Genomic DNA, 19,363 nt, shown 5'->3' with positions numbered 1-19,363 from the left:
CTATATCCATATGAGGGAGGGGTTAATATGAATACGAATGACCCACAAAAGAAATCGGCGGATGACCAACCGTGGAATCAAACATTTTCTGAGGATCGTGATGAAAACGGCAATTTATCTCGAGTGAAACTACGAAAAGAAAGCCAGAATCATCACTTGATTACGATCATCCTTGCGGCGTTAATTATTATTGTTGCGCTGGTCGCTTTAGCTTATGGATTGATTCGCCAAAGTGCAATGGGACAGGCTGATTCAAGTAAGTCTGCTTCGTCAGTTAGAGTTGTCAGACAAGATAATGCAAAAAAAAAATCGTCTTCAGCTCACTCTGATGTGAAAAAAGAGAACGCAAAGCAGTCTTCAGTTAGTAAGGCCAAAACTGCCGAGCGCTCAAAACGCGAACAGAAACGAGCGAGTGCTGCCGAATCGTCTCCAACAATGAAAGCAAAGGCATCCACTAGTTCAAGTATCACAGCAGCCCCTAGCGAATCAATTGCCCAAAAGCCCGCGGGAACTTCAGCTGCTAAGAGGACAACAGCGACACATAAATCGGCCTCAGGAAGTCGGTATGCGACTGTTGAGCCGGGGCAAGGCCTTTATCGGGTGGCCGTTAACCACGGCATCAGTTTAGCAGAACTGATGCGGTTAAATGGATTGAGCACAACGTCATCAATCCATCCTGGTCAGCAATTACGGGTTCGATAAAGATTTACTAAAATATTGTCAGGTAAGGAATGTTAAAATGCATAAAAATGGATTACAAGTTGCGATTGATGGTCCCGCGTCCGCGGGTAAAAGCACGGTTGCCAAATTAGTTGCCAAACAATTTGGCTATATCTACTGTGATACTGGTGCAATGTATCGGGCAATCACCCTGAAAGCAATTCGAGCAGGAATTTCCTTGGATAATGATTCTGAAATTTCTAAAATTGCCAAGACAACTTCAATTACTTTTGCTCCCGATCAAGGCGGGCAAAAGGTTTTTATTGACGGCCAAGAAATCACTGAAGCCATCCGCCAAGAGGATGTAACCAATTCGGTTTCAGCAGTTGCTGCAATTGGCGATGTTCGACAAGAACTAAGTGCTCAGCAGCAGTCAATTGCAAAAGACGGTGGGATTGTCATGGATGGCCGCGATATTGGAACGGCTGTTTTACCCAAGGCTGAGGTCAAAATCTTCTTGATTGCAAGTGTTGCAGAACGGGCCCAACGACGATACAAAGAAAATATTCAAAAAGGCATTAATACGCCACTTGATGAATTGCAGCTGGAAATTGAAGCCAGGGACTATAAAGATTCTCATCGAAAGATCTCTCCGCTTACTAAGGCTAAGGATGCGGTCGAAATTGACACCACTTCACTTTCTATTCAACAGGTGGTTTCTGAGATCGCAAAAGTGATCAACCAAAAATTGAATGCGAACTAATTGTTCAATTAACTGGTAATCTTAGTGAATTTAAGATAAAATTATGAATAGAGTTGTTTCAAGGAGGAATTGTTTGATGAGTGAAAATGCAAATAACGATAAAAATGATTTATTAAACGCTTTAAATAGCGTTAATGAAGTAAAAGTGGGCGATGTTGTCACTGGTGAAGTTTTAGCCACTGATGATAATCGTCAATTAATTGTTGGTATTGAAGGTTCCGGTGTTGAAGGCGTTGTTCCTGAACGTGAATTAGGTGCCAACCAAAAGTTTGAGGATATCAAACAGGGTGACAAGTTAAAGTTAATTGTTACTTCTAGAATTGGTAGTGACAAAGAGGGCGGCAGTTTTGTCCTTTCATCACGTCAGATTGAAACTCGTAAAGTTTGGGATGAATTGGCTGAAAAGTCAAAGAATGATGAAACAATCACTGCAAAAGTTTCCCAGGCTGTTAAGGGTGGCTTAGTTGTTGATGCTGGTGTTCGTGGCTTTATTCCAGCTTCAATGATTTCAGATCATTTTGTTGATAATTTGAATCAATTCAAGGGTCAAGAACTTGAATTGAAGATTATTGAAATTGATCCAGTTGAAAACCGTTTAATTCTTTCACATAAAGCAATTGTTCAGGCTGAAAAGGCTCAAGAACGTGAAAAATTAATGGAAACTCTTCATGAAGGTGACATTGTTGAAGGAACGGTTGCTCGTTTGACAAGTTTTGGTGCCTTTGTAGACCTTGGCGGCATGGACGGCTTGGTTCATGTTTCTCAAATCGCTTACGAACGGGTTGAAAAGCCATCAGATGTTCTTAAAGTTGGCCAACAAGTTAAAGTTAAGGTATTATCAGTTGACTTCGACCGTAACCGAATTTCACTTTCAATTAAACAAACTCTTCCAGAACCTTGGGACGGAATCGAAGAAAAGGCACCCGTTGGCAGTGTCCTTGAAGGAACTGTTAAGCGTTTAGTTGATTTCGGTGCCTTTGTTGAGGTATTCCCTGGCGTTGAAGGCTTAGTTCATATTTCACAAATTTCTCATGAACATATTGCCACTCCTGGTGATGTCTTAAAAGTTGGTGAAACAATTCAAGTGAAAGTCTTGGATGTTGATCCAGAAAGAAAACGTTTAGCACTTTCAATCAAGGCTTTAACTGATGCTCCTGAAGAAGATAAGCCAAAGAAGGAATCAGCACCTAAGCGTTCATCACGTAAGCCTCGTCAAAGTTCTAACAACAATAATGCTCCTGAAGAAGAAACTGGATTTACTTTGGGTGATATTATTGGTGATGAACTTAAGAAGCATGAAGATAAGTAATCATGTATCAATCAACCCAAGTTAGATAAACGGGAACACAAAGTGGATGGTGACAAAACCAAGTTTTGTCTCAGCCACTTTTCTTATGAATGAGTGAAAAGAAGGAGGCTATTTTATGGCAATGCCAACAGTCGCATTTATTGGTCGTCCAAACGTTGGAAAATCAACAATTTTCAACCGAATCGCAGGAGATCGAATTTCAATTGTTGAAGATACCCCTGGGGTTACTCGTGACAGAATCTATTCACATGGAGAATGGCTAACAACCAAGTTTGCGATGATTGATACTGGTGGTATTGAAATCAGTGACGCTCCTTTCAGTACCCAGATTAAGAATCAAGCTGAAATTGCAATTGATGAAGCCGACGTAATCGTTTTTATCGTCAGTGGTAAAGAAGGGTTGACTGCTGATGACGAGCAAGTCGCTAAGATCCTTTATCGAAGTGATAAACCAGTTGTGTTAGCTGTTAACAAAGTCGATAATCCAGAAGGTCGAGAAGATATTTATGACTTCTATTCTCTTGGATTTGGCGACCCAATGCCAATTTCTGGGGTCCATGGATTAGGTCTTGGCGATCTGCTTGATAAAGTTGTTGAGAAGTTCCCTAAAACCGATGAGACGGCTTCCAATGATGATATTCGTTTCAGTATCATTGGTCGGCCGAATGTGGGCAAGTCATCGCTGGTCAACGCGATTCTCGGTGAAGACCGGGTCATTGTTTCAGATATTGCCGGAACAACTCGTGACGCAATTGACACCCGATTTGAAGCTGATGGAATTAAGTTCACAATGGTGGACACTGCCGGAATTCGAAAACGTGGAAAGGTCTATGAAAACACTGAACGTTACAGTGTGATGCGGGCCATGAAAGCGATCGACCAAAGTGATGTGATCCTATTTGTGATGAATGCTGAGGAAGGCATTCGCGAACAGGATAAGAAGGTTGCGGGTTATGCTCATGAGGCGGGTAAAGCCATTATCACCGTTGTAAACAAGTGGGATACGCTGAAGAAGACCAATCATACCCAGCAAGATTTTGAAACCCTGATTCGAAACGAGTTCCAGTATATGGCTTACTCCCCAATCATTTTTGTTTCGGCAGTGACTAAGCAGCGAATTGAAAAACTGCCACTGTTGATCAAACGCGTTTACGATAACCATGAAAAGCGGGTTCAATCATCTGCACTGAATGACGTGATCATGGATGCCATTGCTGTTCACCCAACACCAACGGTCAATGGTAAACGGTTGCGGATTTATTACGCAACTCAAGTCAAAGCGGGACCACCAACTTTTGTCGTATTTGTGAATAATCCGGATCTGATGCATTTTTCATATGTCAGATTTTTAGAGAACCAAATTAGAGAAAATTTTGACTTCAGTGGAACACCGATCAAAATCATCACCAGAAGCCGAAAGTAGTGCATTTTGCCCCAATTATTACAATATTGTCTTAATTAGGCGGATTTGGGCACTAAATTCGAATAAAACATTGCAATGACGGCGTTCTTATGCTATCTTGGAACAAGAAATGATACGAAAAGTATTGTTTTAGCAATTCTGGATTCCAACGAATCAAGTTTGTGATGTTTTACATACCTATCTTCGAGGGAGGTGAATACACTCATGGCAAATAAAGCAGAATTAGTAAGCAATGTTGCATCAGCAACTGGTTTAACTAAAAAAGATGCTACAGCAGCTGTGGATGCCGTATTTGATTCAATCCAAAGCAGTTTAGCAAAAGGCGACAAGGTTCAATTGATCGGCTTCGGTAACTTCGAAGTACGTCAACGTGCCGCTCGTAAGGGTCGTAACCCACAAACAGGTCAAGAAATTCAAATTCCTGCAAGCAAGGTACCAGCTTTCAAACCTGGTAAGGCGCTTAAGGATGCTGTTAAATAGTATTATTCATCTGTTAAGCCAGAACGGCATATGTCGGGCTGGCTTTTTTGATACCTATGGAGGACTGACATGACTTATTCACAAACCGCCCTTGACCAACTTGAAAGTGGTCAATTAGATGATTTCAAAAAATCATTTCAATTAGCATTGGCTAACGATTCAGACGACATGCTTTATTCACTTGCCGAGGAATTGTATTCGTTGGGATTTTCAGATGATTCAACTACTATTTATGAAAAGTTACTCAAAAAATTTCCAGATGACGATAATTTAAAAATTAATTTGGCGGAATTGGCAATTGATAAAGACGATGATGACAAGGCACTGAATTATTTGTCCCATGTATCACCGGAATCACCGGAATATGTACGCTCATTGATGGTCTCCGCCGATCTCTACCAAACCCAGGGTATGTTTGAGATCAGTGAGCAAAAGCTCTTAGAAGCCCAAAAATTAGCTCCTGACGAGCCGGTCATTCAATTTGCGTTAGCTGAGTTTTACTTTACAACCCGCAACTATCGAAAAGCGATTAACTTATATCTGACCCTCATCAAATCCGGAACGCTTGAAATGTCCGCCGTTGATCTGGTTGAACGGTTAGGAGTCTCTTATGCGGAAATTGGCAAGTTTGAGCAGGCCGTTGGTTATTTGGAACAAATTAAACCTGTCAAAATGAGTAGTGACGTTAAATTTGAGTTAGCATTTACTTACTTTAATTTAAAAGATTACACCAAAGCAATTAAAGCATTTGAAGATCTTCGTGACTCCGATCCCCAATACAGCTCCTTATATCCATATCTAGCTGATTCATTTGTTAACCTGAAGCGAGTGGATGAAGCCTTGACAGCGATTCAGGAAGGAATTGCGATTGATCAGTACAACGAAAAGATCTGGCAGAAGGCTGGTCAAATTGCAACAATGGCTAATGAGGATGATCTCGCGTTAAAATACTTGCTAAAAGGTCGAGAAATCGCTCCTGACGATATGGAAATCCTGACATTAGTATCTGACTGGTATATTTCCCATGAGCGTTACAGCGATAATCTGAAGCTTTTAGAGCCAGTCGTCGAAGATCATGTTTTTGATGCCCATTTAGCCTATAATTTGGCCCAATCTTATCAAAATGCTGGTAAGACGAAGTTGGCTGCCAATAATTATGAAATTGCTGCCCATGAATTGAGTGATAACCCAAGTTTCTTGAAACATGCGGCCTTGTTCTATCGAGAAGCAGCTGATGTTGAGAAAGAGAAGCAATATCTGAAGAAGTATCTTGAATTGGTGCCGGATGATTTGGAGATGGCATCGATGTACGATGAGGACATTGATTTATAACTAAAAGCATCCCCACAGAGACAGATTGAGTTTCTGGGAGGATGCTTTTTGAGTTGGACGAGACTGAACTGATCGGAAGTACACTCACATTACAGTATTTTGAACTTCTTTGGCCGCTTATACGTAAATCCTTCACCAATGGCCTCGTTAACATCTAAAATTGAAATAAACGCTTCCTTGTCGATCGATTCCACCAGTTGTTTTAAACTATGCAACTCACTCGGGGATACCACACAGTAGATGATTTGCTTGGGATGATGCGAATAGCCGCCCTCCGCATTTAAAAAGGTGACGCCACGGCTCAGTTCGCTCTGGATGGCCGTCGAAATGGCGTTTGATTCATTACTGATGATGAGAATTCCTCGGGCGGTGTAAGCACCCTGTTGGGTAAAGTTGACGATGACCGAAAAGATCCAGACGTAAATTAAAGTGTAGGCCATTTGGCGGACATCCAGATAAATCAGTGATGACAAGAGGACGATAACATCAATTGTTAATAGGGTTTGCCCCATTTGAATTCCTTTGAAACGTTCAAATAGGCGAGCAACAATATCGACACCGCCGGTTGTGCCACCGAAACGATAAACAATTCCACAGCCAAAACCGCCGAATAAGCCAGCACCGATTGCTGATAATAATAAGTCATGATCAATATTAATCACGAGGGGGACCCGTTGCCAGATCCACAGGAAGACAGCCAACACAATCGTGCCATACAGTGTATAAAACATATCCTTTTTACCAAGAAAGCGATAGCCAATGATAAAAAGTGGGATGTTGACCAAGATGGTTGAATAGGCGGGGTCAATGTGGAATAAAGCTCTCAAGATCAATGTAATACCAGTTACCCCGCCGTCAGCAAGGTGATTATAAATGTTAAAGAAAACAATTCCAAATGAATAAATTGCCGTTCCAAGTGCGATTACGATCAAATCAATCAACGAAATATTTAAATGAGTTTGTTTTTGTGCCATCGTTTTACCTCCCCGAAATAGTCACCGACTAATCATAGCAAGTTTCGTTGCCAAATGGCAATCATTGCGACATTCTTTTTTATTCTGGCCTTAATTCTGTTAAAATTATTAAAGGAGTAAAAAGAAATTGGATGGCGATTAGCGTGAAAATGGGTAAAATTCCAACTGAATTTCAAGAAGCTTTACCAATCCTACGAAAGATTGAGGCCGCAGGATATGAGGCTTATTTTGTTGGCGGTTCCGTTAGAGACACACTCTTGCATCGACCAATTCATGATGTTGATATTGCCACTAGTGCTTATCCCAGCGAGGTTAAGAGCTTATTTAAGCGAACAGTCGATACCGGAATTGAACACGGAACGGTGATGATTCTTGATCACGGAAATGGTTATGAAGTGACGACTTTTCGGACCGAGTCGGGCTATCAAGATTATCGCCGACCGGACGAAGTGAACTTTGTGAGGTCGCTAAAAGAAGACCTTAAACGCCGAGATTTTACAATCAACGCGCTTGCAATGAGTGAGAGCGGACAGATCACTGATTTATTCGGCGGTTTGGCTGATATGGAGGCTAAGATTATCCGCGCGGTGGGTGATCCTAACGAACGTTTTAATGAAGATGCTTTGAGAATGATGCGGGCAATCCGGTTTGCCAGCCAGTTAGACTTTAAAATCGAAGCAAAAACCCTTGCCGGCATTAAACGTCATAGTCAGTTACTGGCAAAAATTGCTGTGGAACGAACCCATTCCGAGTTTGTCAAAATGATGATGGGGGTTGATGCTCAAAATGGCTTGAACTTGGCTATTGAAACAAACCTTTATAAATATATGCCGGAATTAGGCAATCAACTGGCTCAGTTACAAGCGATCGTTAACAGCCATTTTCGACTGACTAATGAGCCTCAGGTTTGGTCATTACTAGCCCTTTATTTCAACTTGTCAGCCGAAGCGATCCGCACATTTTTGAAAAGGTGGAAGACCGCCAATAAAGTGATCAATGATGTTATACTAACGACTGAATTACTTTTTAGAATGAGTTCGAATGAACTGTCCAACTGGGATTTATACCGAGCTGGCCGGGAAAATGTTGAAAACGCTGTTAATATTTTGAATGCCATTTCCACCAGTGATTTCTCCGGGTACGTGGCTGACTATGACCACTTACCAATCACGGACAAAAAACAACTTAAAATTACCGGCGGCCAACTCATTAAGGATGGGATTTTAAAACCCAGCCCACAATTGGGTGAAACGTTAAATTATTTAGAAAAAGCTGTGGTTGACGCTAAGGTGGCCAACACCCGACCGGCGCTCATCAGTGCGACAAAAAGTTTTATAAACGAGGATGATTAATTAATGGAAACAATGCGGGTTGAAGGATTAACCAAAACGTATGGTGAAAAAACGCTTTTTGATAATCTCAGTTTTATGATCAATGAACATGATCGAATTGGGTTGATTGGAACAAACGGAAGTGGCAAAACATCGCTTTTGAATGCAATTTCTGGAATGGATCATGATTCGATTGGCGATATCATTACTTCCAAGTCATATACGATCGGCTATTTGACCCAGGATCCCGAACTTGATGACAATTTATCGATTATGGATGCCGTTTTTTCGGGTTCACAGAAGGTTTATCAAACAATCAGAAATTATGAAAATACGTTGAAAGAATACTCTGCCCATCCAGAGGATGAAACAGCAGAAAAGCGCTATACCAAGGCTGAAGCGCGAATGAATGAAGAAGATGCCTGGAACGCTCAAAGTGATGTTAAAACGATTTTGACCCAGTTAAAAATCGATGATTATAACCAAAAAGTTGGTGAACTTTCCGGTGGCCAACGCCGACGTGTCGGATTGGCTCAGGTGTTGATTCAATCGCCCAACCTTTTGTTGCTGGATGAACCGACTAACCATTTGGACTTTGACTCCATTGACTGGTTGCAAAATTACTTGGCTGGTTATAAGGGCTCCCTGATTGTTGTAACCCATGATCGATATTTTCTGGATCAGGTTGCTAATAAAATTTGGGAACTGTCATTTGGTAAGCTCTACGAATACGAGGGAAACTATCAAGATTATGTTGCGCAAAAAGCCACTCGGGTACAGGGAGAAATTGATGCCCAACACAAAACCCAACAGCTTTACAAGTCGGAACTGGCTTGGATGAAGACTGGTGCGAAAGCCCGTTCTACCAAGCAACAAGCTCGGATTAATCGATTTAATGATCTCAAAGAAAATGTGAATACGCTCAAGCTTGATCAGGACGTTGATATTTCACTTGGTCAAGCCCGACTAGGTAAAGAAGTTATTAAGATGAAGGACGCCAACTTGAGTATCGCCGGTCAAACCATCCTGAAAGATTTTAATATTTTGGTTCAGCCCAACGAACGGATCGGAATTAGCGGCGAGAACGGCGCCGGCAAGACCAGCCTACTGAATGTCATTGCCGGGCGGTTGAAACTGGATTCGGGCATCATAAAGATTGGCGAAACGGTTAAAATGGCGTATTATACCCAGTTAACGGAACCGATTCCAGAAGATAAGCGGGTGATTAGCTACTTAAATGAAATTGGTCAGCAAGTCACTGACAAGAATGGTCAAAAAATCAGTGTGACTGAACTTTTGGAGCAATTTTTATTCCCAAGATTCATGCACGGGACACTGATTCGGAAATTATCCGGTGGTGAAAAGCGGCGTCTTTACCTGTTAAAGTTATTGATGCAGCAACCAAATGTTTTATTGTTGGATGAGCCAACCAATGATTTGGACATTGCAACCTTGACGGTGCTGGAAGATTATATTTCTAAATTTCAAGGAACGGTCATTACCGTTTCTCACGACCGTTATTTCTTGGATAAAGTGGCCGATCGATTGTTGATATTCGATGGTGATGGCGTCATCGAAGAGCATCGTGGCCGGTTTACAGATTATTTAGCTCGCAAACACCAGTCCGTAAAAAAAGAAACTAGTCAAGCTAAATCTGTTTCGGTTAAAGAAAAAGCGCCGGATTCCGCTGAGAATTCCAGTGATAACGACAAAGATAACGACAAAAAGAAAAAATTAACGTATGCTGAGCAACTTGAGTACGGTCATATTGAGAAGGATATTGATACTCTGGAAGGCCAACAGTCTGAAATCGAAAAGCAAATGCAGTCCAATGGCAGTGATTATGACAAGCTTGCCGATTTACAAGCGCAAAAGGACGAATTAGAAGCAGAAATCGATCAAAAGATTAAACGTTGGGAATACCTGAGTGAATATGCTGAATAACCATTTAAAAGGAGAATTGTCATGTTAGAAGATGCCTATTTAAACCTCGAAAAGTATGTTTTGGAAAACGGTCACAAGAAATCCGACCGAACCCACACTGGTACTTTGAGTACTTTTGGATACCAAATGCGTTTTGATCTTTCTGAAGGATTCCCGTTACTGACGACAAAAAAAGTGCCATTCGGCTTGATTAAGAGCGAATTATTATGGTTCTTAAAGGGTGGCACAAATATTCGGTTCTTATTACAACACAAGAATCATATCTGGGATGAATGGCCATTCCAAAACTACGTTCAATCTGCTGATTATCAAGGCCCAGACATGACCGACTTCTCTCATCGGGCCCTCAAGGATCCTGAATTTAACAAAGTATACAAGGAACAAATGAATTTGTTCTGTCAAAAAATTCTTGACGATGAAGACTTTGCCAACAAATATGGCGATCTTGGCTTGATTTATGGGAGTCAATGGCGCGCTTGGAAGACTTCGAAGGGCCAAACCATTGATCAAATTCAGAATGTGATTGATTTGATCAAGAATCATCCTGATTCCAGAAGAATGATTGTTTCCGCCTGGAATCCAGAGGACGTGCCTTCAATGGCTCTACCTCCTTGTCATACAATGTTCCAGTTTTATGTCGTTGATGGTAAATTAAGCTGTCAGCTTTACCAGCGTTCAGGCGATATCTTTATTGGGGTTCCGTTTAATATTGCCAGTTACGCGCTTTTAACGTCCTTAATCGCTCGCGAATGCGGTCTGGAAGTTGGTGATTTTGTTCATACGCTCGGAGATGCTCATATTTATTCCAATCACATTGAACAGGTAAAGGAACAATTAACCCGGAAACCACATAATGCCCCACAATTATGGTTAAATCCGGAGAAGCAACATCTTGACGATTTCACGATGGGCGATATTAAAGTTGAGAACTATGATCCATATCCCAAAATTCAAGCGCCAGTGGCCGTTTAGGAGGCTCAATCAATGATTTCTTATATTTGGGCAGAAGATGCTAACGGTTTGATTGGTGCCAAAGGTGGGCTACCTTGGCATTTAGCTGACGATATGAAGTATTTTAAGAACACAACGATGGGGCATCCGATCATTTCAGGTGCCAATACGTTTCGGAGTTATAATCGACCGCTGCCAGGACGACAAAACATCGTTGTCTCTCGAAAAACTGATTTTCCAGCGGGGGTTTTGGTGGTTTCATCAATTTCTGAGTTATGTGAAATGATTGATCAAAATCCGAATGAGAATTATTTTGTGACCGGTGGCGCCAATATTTTTTCTCAATTATTAGACAAAGTTGATCAACTATATCGAACTAAGATTGATCATGCCTTCACGGGAGATACCTACATGCCTGAAATTAATTATGGGGATTTTAAGTTAACCAAGTCAGTTGATGGCATGGTGGATAAAAAGAATCCGTTTCCACACACATTCGAAGTTTATGATCGAAAAGCTTAATTGAACAAAAATGATCATGTAAGTTAACAAAAAACTTTGATATAATTATCTTTGAGTAACAAAACAATTATCAATTTTGTAAAGAAACGAGTGGCGTAAATGGCAAAAGTAAAAATTGTGACGGACTCATCTGCTCAATTATCCGATGAGGAAGTTAAACAATATGATATTACAATCGTTCCCTTAACAGTCATGATCGATGGCACGGTCTATATTGAACGTGACACAATCGACAATGAACAGTTTGTTCCTAAAATGATGGTAGCCAAGGATCTTCCCAAGACCAGTCAACCGCCTGTTGGTAAGTTCCTTGAAGCGTTTGACGAAGCTGGTAAAGACGGCAGCCAAGTTCTTTGTATTGATATGCTGGAAGCTATCAGCGGAACTGTTCACGCTGCAGAACAGGCGGCAACGTTGAGCAAGAGTGATGTAACGGTTATTGACAGTACTTTTACCGATCGGGGCTTGAGCTTTCAAGTCCTTGAAGCTGCTAAGCTTGCCCAAGAAGGGGCCGACCGTGATACAATCGTAAAGCAGATTAACAAAGTTCGAGATAATACCAAACTTTATCTGTGCGTGATGACGCTTGACAATATTGTCAAAGGCGGCCGGCTTCATCCGATTGCCGGGGCAATTACCAATTTCTTAAATTTAAAATTGGGGCTAGAGGTTGCTGATGGCAAGTTGAAGGTCATTTCTAAGGGACGGGGTGATAAGTCACTTCGAAGATTCTTCGGCAAAGTTCTCGATGAAATGAAGAATACCAAGGCGCTTCAAATGATCGGAATTTCTTATGTAACCGAAACCGATGTGTTACGAGAAACGGTTCAACAATTAAAAGAACTCTTTCCTAATGTACCGTTGTTTTACCGAACAACTTCCCCAATTATTGCGACCCATGTTGGCCAAGGTGGATTTGCCTTGATTTATTATAGTGATCCAGATTAAAATAGCTTCGTTATGCGAGAAGGGCTGAGACGAGAATATGATGTCGATGCTCTCTTTTATATTGTCAGTGCTTTGACGGCAGGGGGGGTGTCCGTTAGTGAAAAAAAGAAGCCATAAACTGAAATACTTGCTCATGATCATTGCGGTCATCATTGTGGCAGGTGTCGGTTATGTGACATACAATCATTACCAGAATCGACCGCCAAAACAGGTTAAATTAACGGCAGTTGGCGATTCACTGACCCAAGGGGTTGGCGATCCTAATAACCGTGGTGGGTATACGTACATGATCACAAACAAAGTCAATCAAAATAATCCTCACGTTCACATGTCCACCGCTAATTTTGGAATATCAGGGGAAACAACGGATCAAATTGATCATCGAGTCATGACTTCAAAAAAATTGCGAACTAGTTTAAGCCATGCAGATGTGATCACAGTGACAACCGGTGGGAACGATCTGCTGCACTTTTTAAAACAGAATGTGACTGATCCCAGTGACCATAAACTCGATTCAAAGCTCGCTAATTACCGAACCGCATACAGTAAGCGGGTTACCCGGTTATTTAATCATATTCGCCAACTTAACCCGCACTCACCAATCTTTGTTTTTGGAATCTATAATCCGGTGTACGTTTATTTTCCTCAAGTTTCCTTCATCAGCCGAGCCGTTGCCCAAAATAATTCCGCAACCCAAGCTGTTGTTAATCATCAATCACGGATTTACTTCATTCCAATCAATAAGCGGATGTCTGATGGGCAGTTTAAAACGGTTCAATCCCGTGAACGATTACGAAAACGAGCTCATGTGATTGGAAATGGCCACTATAACGCGACACAAATTGAGGCGTTATTAACCGGGCAAACAGCACAATCGAACGCTTATTTGTCAACGGATGATCATTTCCATCCAAATACGAAGGGCTACCGAATCATGACCAATTTGCTATACAAACAACTGGTTGACCACACAGACTGGGCGAAGGGATGATTAATTTTTATGCAGAAATCTAGAACCAAGAATAAACGGCGAAATCCTTGGAAAGTTGCCTTTATATCACTTGCAGGACTTATTGTTTTGGCGATTGTTGCCCTGATGGTGATTGTTCATATGCCCTCTAAGGCTGACAGTACCTTTAATAGTGAAGCCAAAAATACCGGAACGACGCCGATTTCGGTGCAACTCAACAAGGACCAGCTGAACACCTTATCAGATTATTATCTTGACAAGCTTCAAGATGGCAGTGATAATGCCAAGTATCATTTTGAAGTGGCTGACCAAGGGATCGTGTATGGGTCAATGAAGCTCTTAGGTAGTACGGTTGACTTTACGGTTTTCTTTACCCCAAAGGTCCTCTCGAACGGCAACGTTGAATTACATGCCACTAAATTAGCATTAGGCCGATTTCCGGTTCCCATCAGTTTTGTTTTGACGTATGTTAAAAATGCTTATGAATTACCCAAATGGGTTCAATTGGTGCCAAAAAAGAAACTTATTCGACTGGACATCAATCATATGACCAAGCACGGTCTCAACTACAGTGCCCAAACAATTGATATGAACGGCAAAGGAAAATTCGTATTTAAAATCATTTTGCCAAAACAGTAAGGAGTATTGAATTTTGAACAAAACCTTTTACCAGTTTTTAATGACCCAACGCAATCCAGGGAGTACAGATCCAATTGCGGAATTTGCCAATAACGCCTTTTACGATCAATCATTTCCCAAACAACTGGATGAATTTGATTCACTTTCAAAATATTTGGAAGAAAATGCGTCGTACTTACCCAATATGGAAATATTTGATGAGGTTTGGAAAATGTATGAAGAAAGCATGTAGGAAGTGAAAATATGGCAATAACAATTCAATGGTTCCCTGGACATATGGCAAAAGCAATTCGCCAGTTTGAAGAGAATCTTTCATTAGTCGACATTGTGTTTGAAATTCTTGATGCCCGGATTCCTTATTCATCACAAAATCCCGAAATTAAGCGGATCAGCGCTGATAAGCCTCACTTGTTCATTATGACAAAGCGAGATCTTGCTGAGCCTGAAATGACGGCCAGGTGGTTGAAGTATTTCAAAGATAACGACCAACCGGCAATTGCGATTGATGCTAAAACGCAATTTGGGATTAATAATGTCATTTCAGTCATCTCACCAATTTTAAGAGATAAATTACAGCGAGAGCAGGATAAAGGCATGAAAAAGCGGCCAATCCGGGCGATCAGTGTCGGCGTCCCAAATGTCGGCAAATCAACTGTTTTAAATCGATTAGTCAATCGCCGGGCAGCCCAAGTTGGGAATCGTCCTGGCGTTACTAAGGGGCAACAATGGCTGAAATCCGGCAGTAAGTTAGAACTCTTGGATACGCCAGGGATTTTGTGGCCAAAATTTTCCAGTCAAGAAATTGCCAATAAACTGGCGCTGACTGGTGCTATTAAAGACAGCGTTTTTCATAGTGATGATGTTGCGTTGTTTGCCTTAAAACTTTTCCGGGTCTCACAACCAGACCAACTCCGACAACGTTATCACTTAAATGATGAGGACTTGCAGTTGTCTGATGTTGATTTGCTATTGAAGATTACAGCTAAAATTGGCATGCGCGATGATTATGAACGTGCTTCTAATCGGATCATTCAAGATATCCGGTCCGGCAAAGTTGGCCCTTATACATTAGATACTCCAGAAATGGTGGCAGCAGAAAACAATGACGATCACAGAAATTAAAACATTATTGGCGGCGATCACGAATCCTGATGATCAACGAATTGCCCGATTCATGACTGACCCAAGAAAAGGCGTTCAACAAGCCGTTCAAAGAACCCAAAAAAGGCTGGCCCGCCAACAGGAGTACTTGGCCGCTTTTCATCAACGGTTTCGCTATGAGCACCAGTTCTGGCAGCGTGGGGTTGAATATGTAGCTGGTGTCGATGAAGTCGGCCGTGGTCCGCTTGCTGGGCCAGTGGTCGCCTGCGCAGCCATTCTCCCGCATGATTTTGATCTCATTGCGGTCAATGATTCCAAACAGCTTTCTCCTGTTATGCGAGAAAAATTGGCACCATTGATTCGCCGAGAAGCATTAAGCATCGGGGTTGGGGTTGTTGATAATATTGGAATCGACCGGATGAATATTTATGAAGCAACTCGAGTGGCAATGAAGCAAGCGGTTAACCAACTTAGTCCACAGCCCAACGAAATTATCGTTGATGCCATGCAGATTGCTGTGCCGATTCATCAAACCAGATTGATTAAGGGGGATGCAAAAAGTATTAGTGTTTCTGCTGCAAGCATTGTGGCTAAAGTTTATCGGGATGAGTTAATGGCACAATTTGCCAAACAGTATCCTGAGTATGACTTCGAACATAATGCTGGTTACGGAACCGCGAAACATTTGGCCGCCCTTAAGAAATTCGGCCCAACCCCCATCCACCGGATGACTTTTTCACCAGTCGAAAAAAATTCGAAATAATGATTCCCTTTTACGTATTTATTCTTAAAAGGGGAGAATTTAGATGCTGTTAAGGGATTATTTATTACGACTTCATTTGTGTAAGGGAATTGGAATTGTGGGTAAGACAAAGATTTATGAGTGGCTTTCTCAGGGAGTATGGGATGACCAGCATCTGCCAGTTGCTGACCATTTACTGGCCATTGCAGGGATTCAAGGTCGGAACATTGCAACTTTTTGCGCTAGCTATCAACAAATGATGACGGATGATCAACTGGTCGATCAGTTAGTTGACGGCGAAAGCTGGTTGGCAATTTGCGATCCGAGTTACCCTAAAATCCTCAGAGAAGCTTACAGCGCACCAATTGTGCTATTTTATCGTGGTCACCTTGAATTGATTAACGGCGAGTTGTTAGGGATCGTGGGTGCCAGAGAGGCAACTCGTTACTCGACTGAAGTCTTAAAACAGTTGATTCCTGGCAAAATTTCAAATAGAATGACAATTGTGTCAGGCCTTGCAAAAGGTGTTGATAAACTTGCTCACCAATGTGCAATTGCGAACCAAGGCCGCACGATTGCGGTTATTGGAACTGGATTGGACATTGCTTATCCAGGTGCAAACAAATATTTACAAGAACAAATTGCCCGGGACCATTTACTGCTAAGTGAATATCCTAATCAAACCCGTGGCTTTCGAAGCCATTTTCCCGAGCGCAATCGGATCATTGCCGGACTGGTGCAAAGTGTCCTCGTGACTGAGGCTAAGCATCATTCTGGCAGTCTGATCACAGCCAATTTAGCGTTGCAAAATAATCGAAATGTTCTCGCAGTTCCCGGACCGATCAATAGTAGATTGTCGGTTGGAACTAATGAATTAATTGCTGCTGGGGCCAAGCCAATTCTGTGTGCTGATGATATTTTGGAAGAATTCATTAGTTGACACTCAAAAACACTTGCAATATGATATGGTAGATTTGTGCAGATAATTTAAACGCTTAACTAATAAATAAGAAGTAATGTTGAAAGGAGAACACATGGCTACTACAACGAAACCTAAAGCCAAGAGTAAAGCAAAACGAAGGTCGCCTAAAAAGACCTTGGTGATTGTTGAATCTCCTGCGAAAGCCAAGACGATTGAAAAATATCTTGGCCGTTCTTACAAAGTTGTTGCCAGTAAGGGTCACGTTCGTGATTTACCCAAGAGTAAAATGGGTGTCGATATTGATCACGACTATGAACCTCATTATATTTCGATTCGAGGAAAAGGCGACACGATTAAAGAGTTACGTTCTGCTGCAAAGAAGGCAAAAAAAGTCTATCTGGCAGCCGATCCGGATCGTGAAGGTGAATCGATTGCGTGGCATTTGTCACACATCCTAGATTTGGACCCGAAGGAAGACAATCGGGTTGTGTTTAATGAAATTACCAAAGATGCTGTGAAGGAATCCTTTAAGCATCCCCGCAATATTGACATGAATTTAGTGGACGCCCAGCAGGCTCGTCGAGTACTCGATCGACTGGTTGGCTATTCCATTTCACCGTTATTGTGGCAAAAGGTGAAGAAGGGCTTAAGTGCCGGCCGGGTTCAGTCAATTGCGCTTTGGTTAATCATTCAACGGGAAAACGAAATTAAAAACTTCACCCCTGAAGAGTACTGGTCAATTGATTCTGAATTTAAAAAGGGGCGGAGTAAAAAGTTCAAGGCCAGTTTCTATGGCTTGAACGGAAAAAAACACGATTTGCCTAATAACGATGCGGTTCAAGACGTGATGAAGCGCCTTGATCCAAAAGGTGACTTTGATATTACCAAAGTGACCCGTCGTGAACGTAAGCGTCAACCGCAGCCTCCATTTACCACAAGTACAATGCAACAAGAAGCTAACCGGAAGTTGAATTACCGAACTCGTAAAACGATGATGGCGGCTCAGCAGTTGTATGAAGGTATTAATATTGGTAAAGAAGGCAGCCAGGGCCTTATTACCTATATGCGGACGGATTCAACTCGAATTTCGATCATTGCCAAGCACGAAGCTTCTACTTTCCTACATGAGAAGTACGGAGCGGAATATGCTGCTACCAAACCAATCAAGGGCAAGTTACCTGAAGGTGCTCAAGATGCCCATGAGGCAATTCGACCCACTTCAGTTTTCAGAACGCCTGCCAGCTTGAAAAAATACCTAACTAAAGATCAGTTTAGATTGTACCAACTTATCTGGTCTCGCTTCATGGCTAGCCAAATGACACCTGCAATTATGGATACAATGGCTGTCACCATTGAACAAAACGGGGTTACTTTTAAAGCCAATGGTTCGAAGATGAAGTTTGATGGTTTCTTGAAGGTCTACGGCGATGGCAAAGAAAAGGATAATCTTTTACCAGATTTGGAAACGGGTGATCAAGTCAAACTCGTTAACAGCAATCCTGATCAGCATTTTACTCAGCCACCTGCAAGGTATAGTGAAGCGAATTTGATCAAAGCTCTTGAAGAAAAGGGCGTTGGTCGACCATCCACTTACTCACCAACTATTGATACGATTCAACGACGGTATTATGTTAAAGAAGTTGGCAGAAGATTTGAACCAACGGAATTAGGCGAAATTGTTAACAAAATTATCGTGGAATATTTCCCAGACATTGTTAACATCGACTTTACTGCCAATTTAGAAGGTAAGCTTGACCAAGTTGAAGAAGGTAAGGAAAACTGGATTAAGCTAGTTGATAAATTCTATCGACCATTTTCAACCGAAGTTGAATCAGCCACTAAGAATATGGAAAAGGTTCAGATTAAAGATGAACCAGCCGGTTTTAACTGTGAAATCTGTGGCGCCCCAATGGTGATTAAAATGGGTCGTTACGGTAAGTTTTATGCCTGTTCCCGATTCCCAGATTGTCGAAACACGAAAGCAATTGTTAAAGAAATCGGCGTGATTTGTCCAAAGTGTCACGAAGGTCAGGTCATTGAGCGGAAATCTAAACGTCATCGAATTTTCTATGGTTGTTCTCGATTCCCAGATTGTGATTTTGTTTCTTGGGATAAGCCAGTCGGCCGAGATTGTCCAAAGGATGGGCACTTCTTAGTCGAGAAGAAGGTCAAGGGCGGCACTCAAGTTGTCTGTCCAAATGGTGACTATGAAGAACCTGCTCAAAAATAGCGAGTATCTAAAGAGACCCAGTTTGGTCACAAAATGCATTTTCAAACTATATCATCCAAGTCCAATGAGGTTGTTCGAAATAACAACCTCTTTTTTGATCATTTTTAGTAATACGCTTACAT

General features: G+C 41.7%; 19 protein-coding genes. 18 read left to right on the top strand and 1 reads right to left on the bottom strand.

Features of this window, described 5'->3' with window-relative positions; translation table 11 throughout:
• Positions 1-27 precede the first annotated feature (27 nt).
• From QUF07_RS04065 to QUF07_RS04040, 6 genes are all read left to right on the top strand, one after another.
• Complete coding sequence (locus QUF07_RS04065; RefSeq protein WP_217161292.1) at positions 28-702, top strand: SAG1386/EF1546 family surface-associated protein; 675 nt, start codon at positions 28-30, stop codon at positions 700-702.
• 37 nt (positions 703-739) lie between these two features.
• Entirely contained in the window at positions 740-1,423 is a 684-nt protein-coding gene (gene cmk / locus QUF07_RS04060; protein ID WP_217161291.1) for a (d)CMP kinase, read from the top strand.
• 76 nt (positions 1,424-1,499) lie between these two features.
• On the top strand, positions 1,500-2,732 hold the full coding sequence (gene rpsA, locus QUF07_RS04055; protein WP_217341752.1) for a 30S ribosomal protein S1: 1,233 nt from the start codon (positions 1,500-1,502) through the stop codon (positions 2,730-2,732).
• 115 nt (positions 2,733-2,847) lie between these two features.
• The gene (der, locus tag QUF07_RS04050; RefSeq protein WP_217341751.1) at positions 2,848-4,155 is read left to right on the top strand and encodes a ribosome biogenesis GTPase Der; all 1,308 of its coding nucleotides are present in this window, start codon (positions 2,848-2,850) and stop codon (positions 4,153-4,155) included.
• A 204-nt stretch (positions 4,156-4,359) separates the two neighbouring features.
• A complete protein-coding gene (gene hbs, locus QUF07_RS04045) occupies positions 4,360-4,635 on the top strand; it encodes a non-specific DNA-binding protein Hbs (RefSeq protein ID WP_054746621.1) in 276 nt (91 codons plus the stop codon).
• A gap of 69 nt (positions 4,636-4,704) precedes the next feature.
• Positions 4,705-5,967 carry a tetratricopeptide repeat protein gene (locus tag QUF07_RS04040; protein WP_217161288.1) on the top strand — a complete coding sequence of 421 codons (1,263 nt, stop codon included), beginning with the start codon at positions 4,705-4,707 and terminating at the stop codon, positions 5,965-5,967.
• A gap of 89 nt (positions 5,968-6,056) precedes the next feature.
• Here QUF07_RS04040 and QUF07_RS04035 read toward each other — a convergent pair whose 3' ends face one another.
• Positions 6,057-6,941, bottom strand: a complete 885-nt coding sequence (locus QUF07_RS04035; protein ID WP_217161287.1) for a YitT family protein — start codon at positions 6,939-6,941, stop codon at positions 6,057-6,059.
• Positions 6,942-7,072: 131 nt separating this feature from the next.
• Here QUF07_RS04035 and QUF07_RS04030 point away from each other — a divergent pair, with 131 nt between their 5' ends.
• From QUF07_RS04030 to topA, 12 genes are all read left to right on the top strand, one after another.
• A complete protein-coding gene (locus QUF07_RS04030; protein ID WP_217161286.1) occupies positions 7,073-8,293 on the top strand; it encodes a CCA tRNA nucleotidyltransferase in 1,221 nt (406 codons plus the stop codon).
• A gap of 3 nt (positions 8,294-8,296) precedes the next feature.
• Entirely contained in the window at positions 8,297-10,216 is a 1,920-nt protein-coding gene (locus tag QUF07_RS04025) for an ABC-F family ATP-binding cassette domain-containing protein (protein ID WP_289426840.1), read from the top strand.
• 21 nt (positions 10,217-10,237) lie between these two features.
• A complete protein-coding gene (locus QUF07_RS04020; protein ID WP_217161284.1) occupies positions 10,238-11,188 on the top strand; it encodes a thymidylate synthase in 951 nt (316 codons plus the stop codon).
• A gap of 12 nt (positions 11,189-11,200) precedes the next feature.
• Positions 11,201-11,689 carry a dihydrofolate reductase gene (locus tag QUF07_RS04015; protein WP_217161283.1) on the top strand — a complete coding sequence of 163 codons (489 nt, stop codon included), beginning with the start codon at positions 11,201-11,203 and terminating at the stop codon, positions 11,687-11,689.
• Between the two features lie 99 nt (positions 11,690-11,788).
• Positions 11,789-12,637 carry a DegV family protein gene (locus QUF07_RS04010; RefSeq protein ID WP_289426839.1) on the top strand — a complete coding sequence of 283 codons (849 nt, stop codon included), beginning with the start codon at positions 11,789-11,791 and terminating at the stop codon, positions 12,635-12,637.
• A gap of 97 nt (positions 12,638-12,734) precedes the next feature.
• Positions 12,735-13,628 (top strand): GDSL-type esterase/lipase family protein, encoded by an 894-nt coding sequence (locus tag QUF07_RS04005; RefSeq protein WP_289426838.1) that lies wholly within the window; start codon positions 12,735-12,737, stop codon positions 13,626-13,628.
• 9 nt (positions 13,629-13,637) lie between these two features.
• Positions 13,638-14,246 (top strand): YpmS family protein, encoded by a 609-nt coding sequence (locus tag QUF07_RS04000; RefSeq protein WP_217161281.1) that lies wholly within the window; start codon positions 13,638-13,640, stop codon positions 14,244-14,246.
• Positions 14,247-14,259: 13 nt separating this feature from the next.
• On the top strand, positions 14,260-14,478 hold the full coding sequence (locus QUF07_RS03995) for a YozE family protein (protein ID WP_217161280.1): 219 nt from the start codon (positions 14,260-14,262) through the stop codon (positions 14,476-14,478).
• Positions 14,479-14,489: 11 nt separating this feature from the next.
• Positions 14,490-15,368 (top strand): ribosome biogenesis GTPase YlqF, encoded by an 879-nt coding sequence (gene ylqF / locus QUF07_RS03990; protein WP_217161279.1) that lies wholly within the window; start codon positions 14,490-14,492, stop codon positions 15,366-15,368.
• On the top strand, positions 15,349-16,110 hold the full coding sequence (gene rnhB / locus QUF07_RS03985) for a ribonuclease HII (RefSeq protein WP_217341748.1): 762 nt from the start codon (positions 15,349-15,351) through the stop codon (positions 16,108-16,110). Before ylqF ends, rnhB begins: the two co-directional genes overlap by 20 nt.
• A 43-nt stretch (positions 16,111-16,153) precedes the next feature.
• Entirely contained in the window at positions 16,154-17,029 is an 876-nt protein-coding gene (gene dprA / locus QUF07_RS03980; protein WP_217161277.1) for a DNA-processing protein DprA, read from the top strand.
• A 94-nt stretch (positions 17,030-17,123) separates the two neighbouring features.
• Positions 17,124-19,241, top strand: coding sequence for a type I DNA topoisomerase (gene topA / locus QUF07_RS03975; RefSeq protein WP_056982765.1), 2,118 nt, complete (start codon positions 17,124-17,126; stop codon positions 19,239-19,241).
• The last annotated feature ends 122 nt before the right edge of the window (positions 19,242-19,363 follow it).

The sequence above is a fragment of the Lentilactobacillus sp. TOM.63 genome (assembly GCF_030361045.1).
Classification (GTDB): Bacteria; Bacillota; Bacilli; order Lactobacillales; family Lactobacillaceae; genus Lentilactobacillus; species Lentilactobacillus dabitei.
This window is presented reverse-complemented; position numbering and strand designations above follow the sequence as displayed.

Coding starts and splice junctions, on each gene's coding strand:
- QUF07_RS04065 (WP_217161292.1), top strand. CDS start 28: ATGAATACGAATGACCCACAAAAGAAATCGGCGGATGACCAACCGTGG.
- cmk (WP_217161291.1), top strand. CDS start 740: ATGCATAAAAATGGATTACAAGTTGCGATTGATGGTCCCGCGTCCGCG.
- rpsA (WP_217341752.1), top strand. CDS start 1,500: ATGAGTGAAAATGCAAATAACGATAAAAATGATTTATTAAACGCTTTA.
- der (WP_217341751.1), top strand. CDS start 2,848: ATGGCAATGCCAACAGTCGCATTTATTGGTCGTCCAAACGTTGGAAAA.
- hbs (WP_054746621.1), top strand. CDS start 4,360: ATGGCAAATAAAGCAGAATTAGTAAGCAATGTTGCATCAGCAACTGGT.
- QUF07_RS04040 (WP_217161288.1), top strand. CDS start 4,705: ATGACTTATTCACAAACCGCCCTTGACCAACTTGAAAGTGGTCAATTA.
- QUF07_RS04035 (WP_217161287.1), bottom strand. CDS start 6,941: ATGGCACAAAAACAAACTCATTTAAATATTTCGTTGATTGATTTGATC.
- QUF07_RS04030 (WP_217161286.1), top strand. CDS start 7,073: ATGGCGATTAGCGTGAAAATGGGTAAAATTCCAACTGAATTTCAAGAA.
- QUF07_RS04025 (WP_289426840.1), top strand. CDS start 8,297: ATGGAAACAATGCGGGTTGAAGGATTAACCAAAACGTATGGTGAAAAA.
- QUF07_RS04020 (WP_217161284.1), top strand. CDS start 10,238: ATGTTAGAAGATGCCTATTTAAACCTCGAAAAGTATGTTTTGGAAAAC.
- QUF07_RS04015 (WP_217161283.1), top strand. CDS start 11,201: ATGATTTCTTATATTTGGGCAGAAGATGCTAACGGTTTGATTGGTGCC.
- QUF07_RS04010 (WP_289426839.1), top strand. CDS start 11,789: ATGGCAAAAGTAAAAATTGTGACGGACTCATCTGCTCAATTATCCGAT.
- QUF07_RS04000 (WP_217161281.1), top strand. CDS start 13,638: ATGCAGAAATCTAGAACCAAGAATAAACGGCGAAATCCTTGGAAAGTT.
- ylqF (WP_217161279.1), top strand. CDS start 14,490: ATGGCAATAACAATTCAATGGTTCCCTGGACATATGGCAAAAGCAATT.
- rnhB (WP_217341748.1), top strand. CDS start 15,349: ATGACGATCACAGAAATTAAAACATTATTGGCGGCGATCACGAATCCT.
- dprA (WP_217161277.1), top strand. CDS start 16,154: ATGCTGTTAAGGGATTATTTATTACGACTTCATTTGTGTAAGGGAATT.
- topA (WP_056982765.1), top strand. CDS start 17,124: ATGGCTACTACAACGAAACCTAAAGCCAAGAGTAAAGCAAAACGAAGG.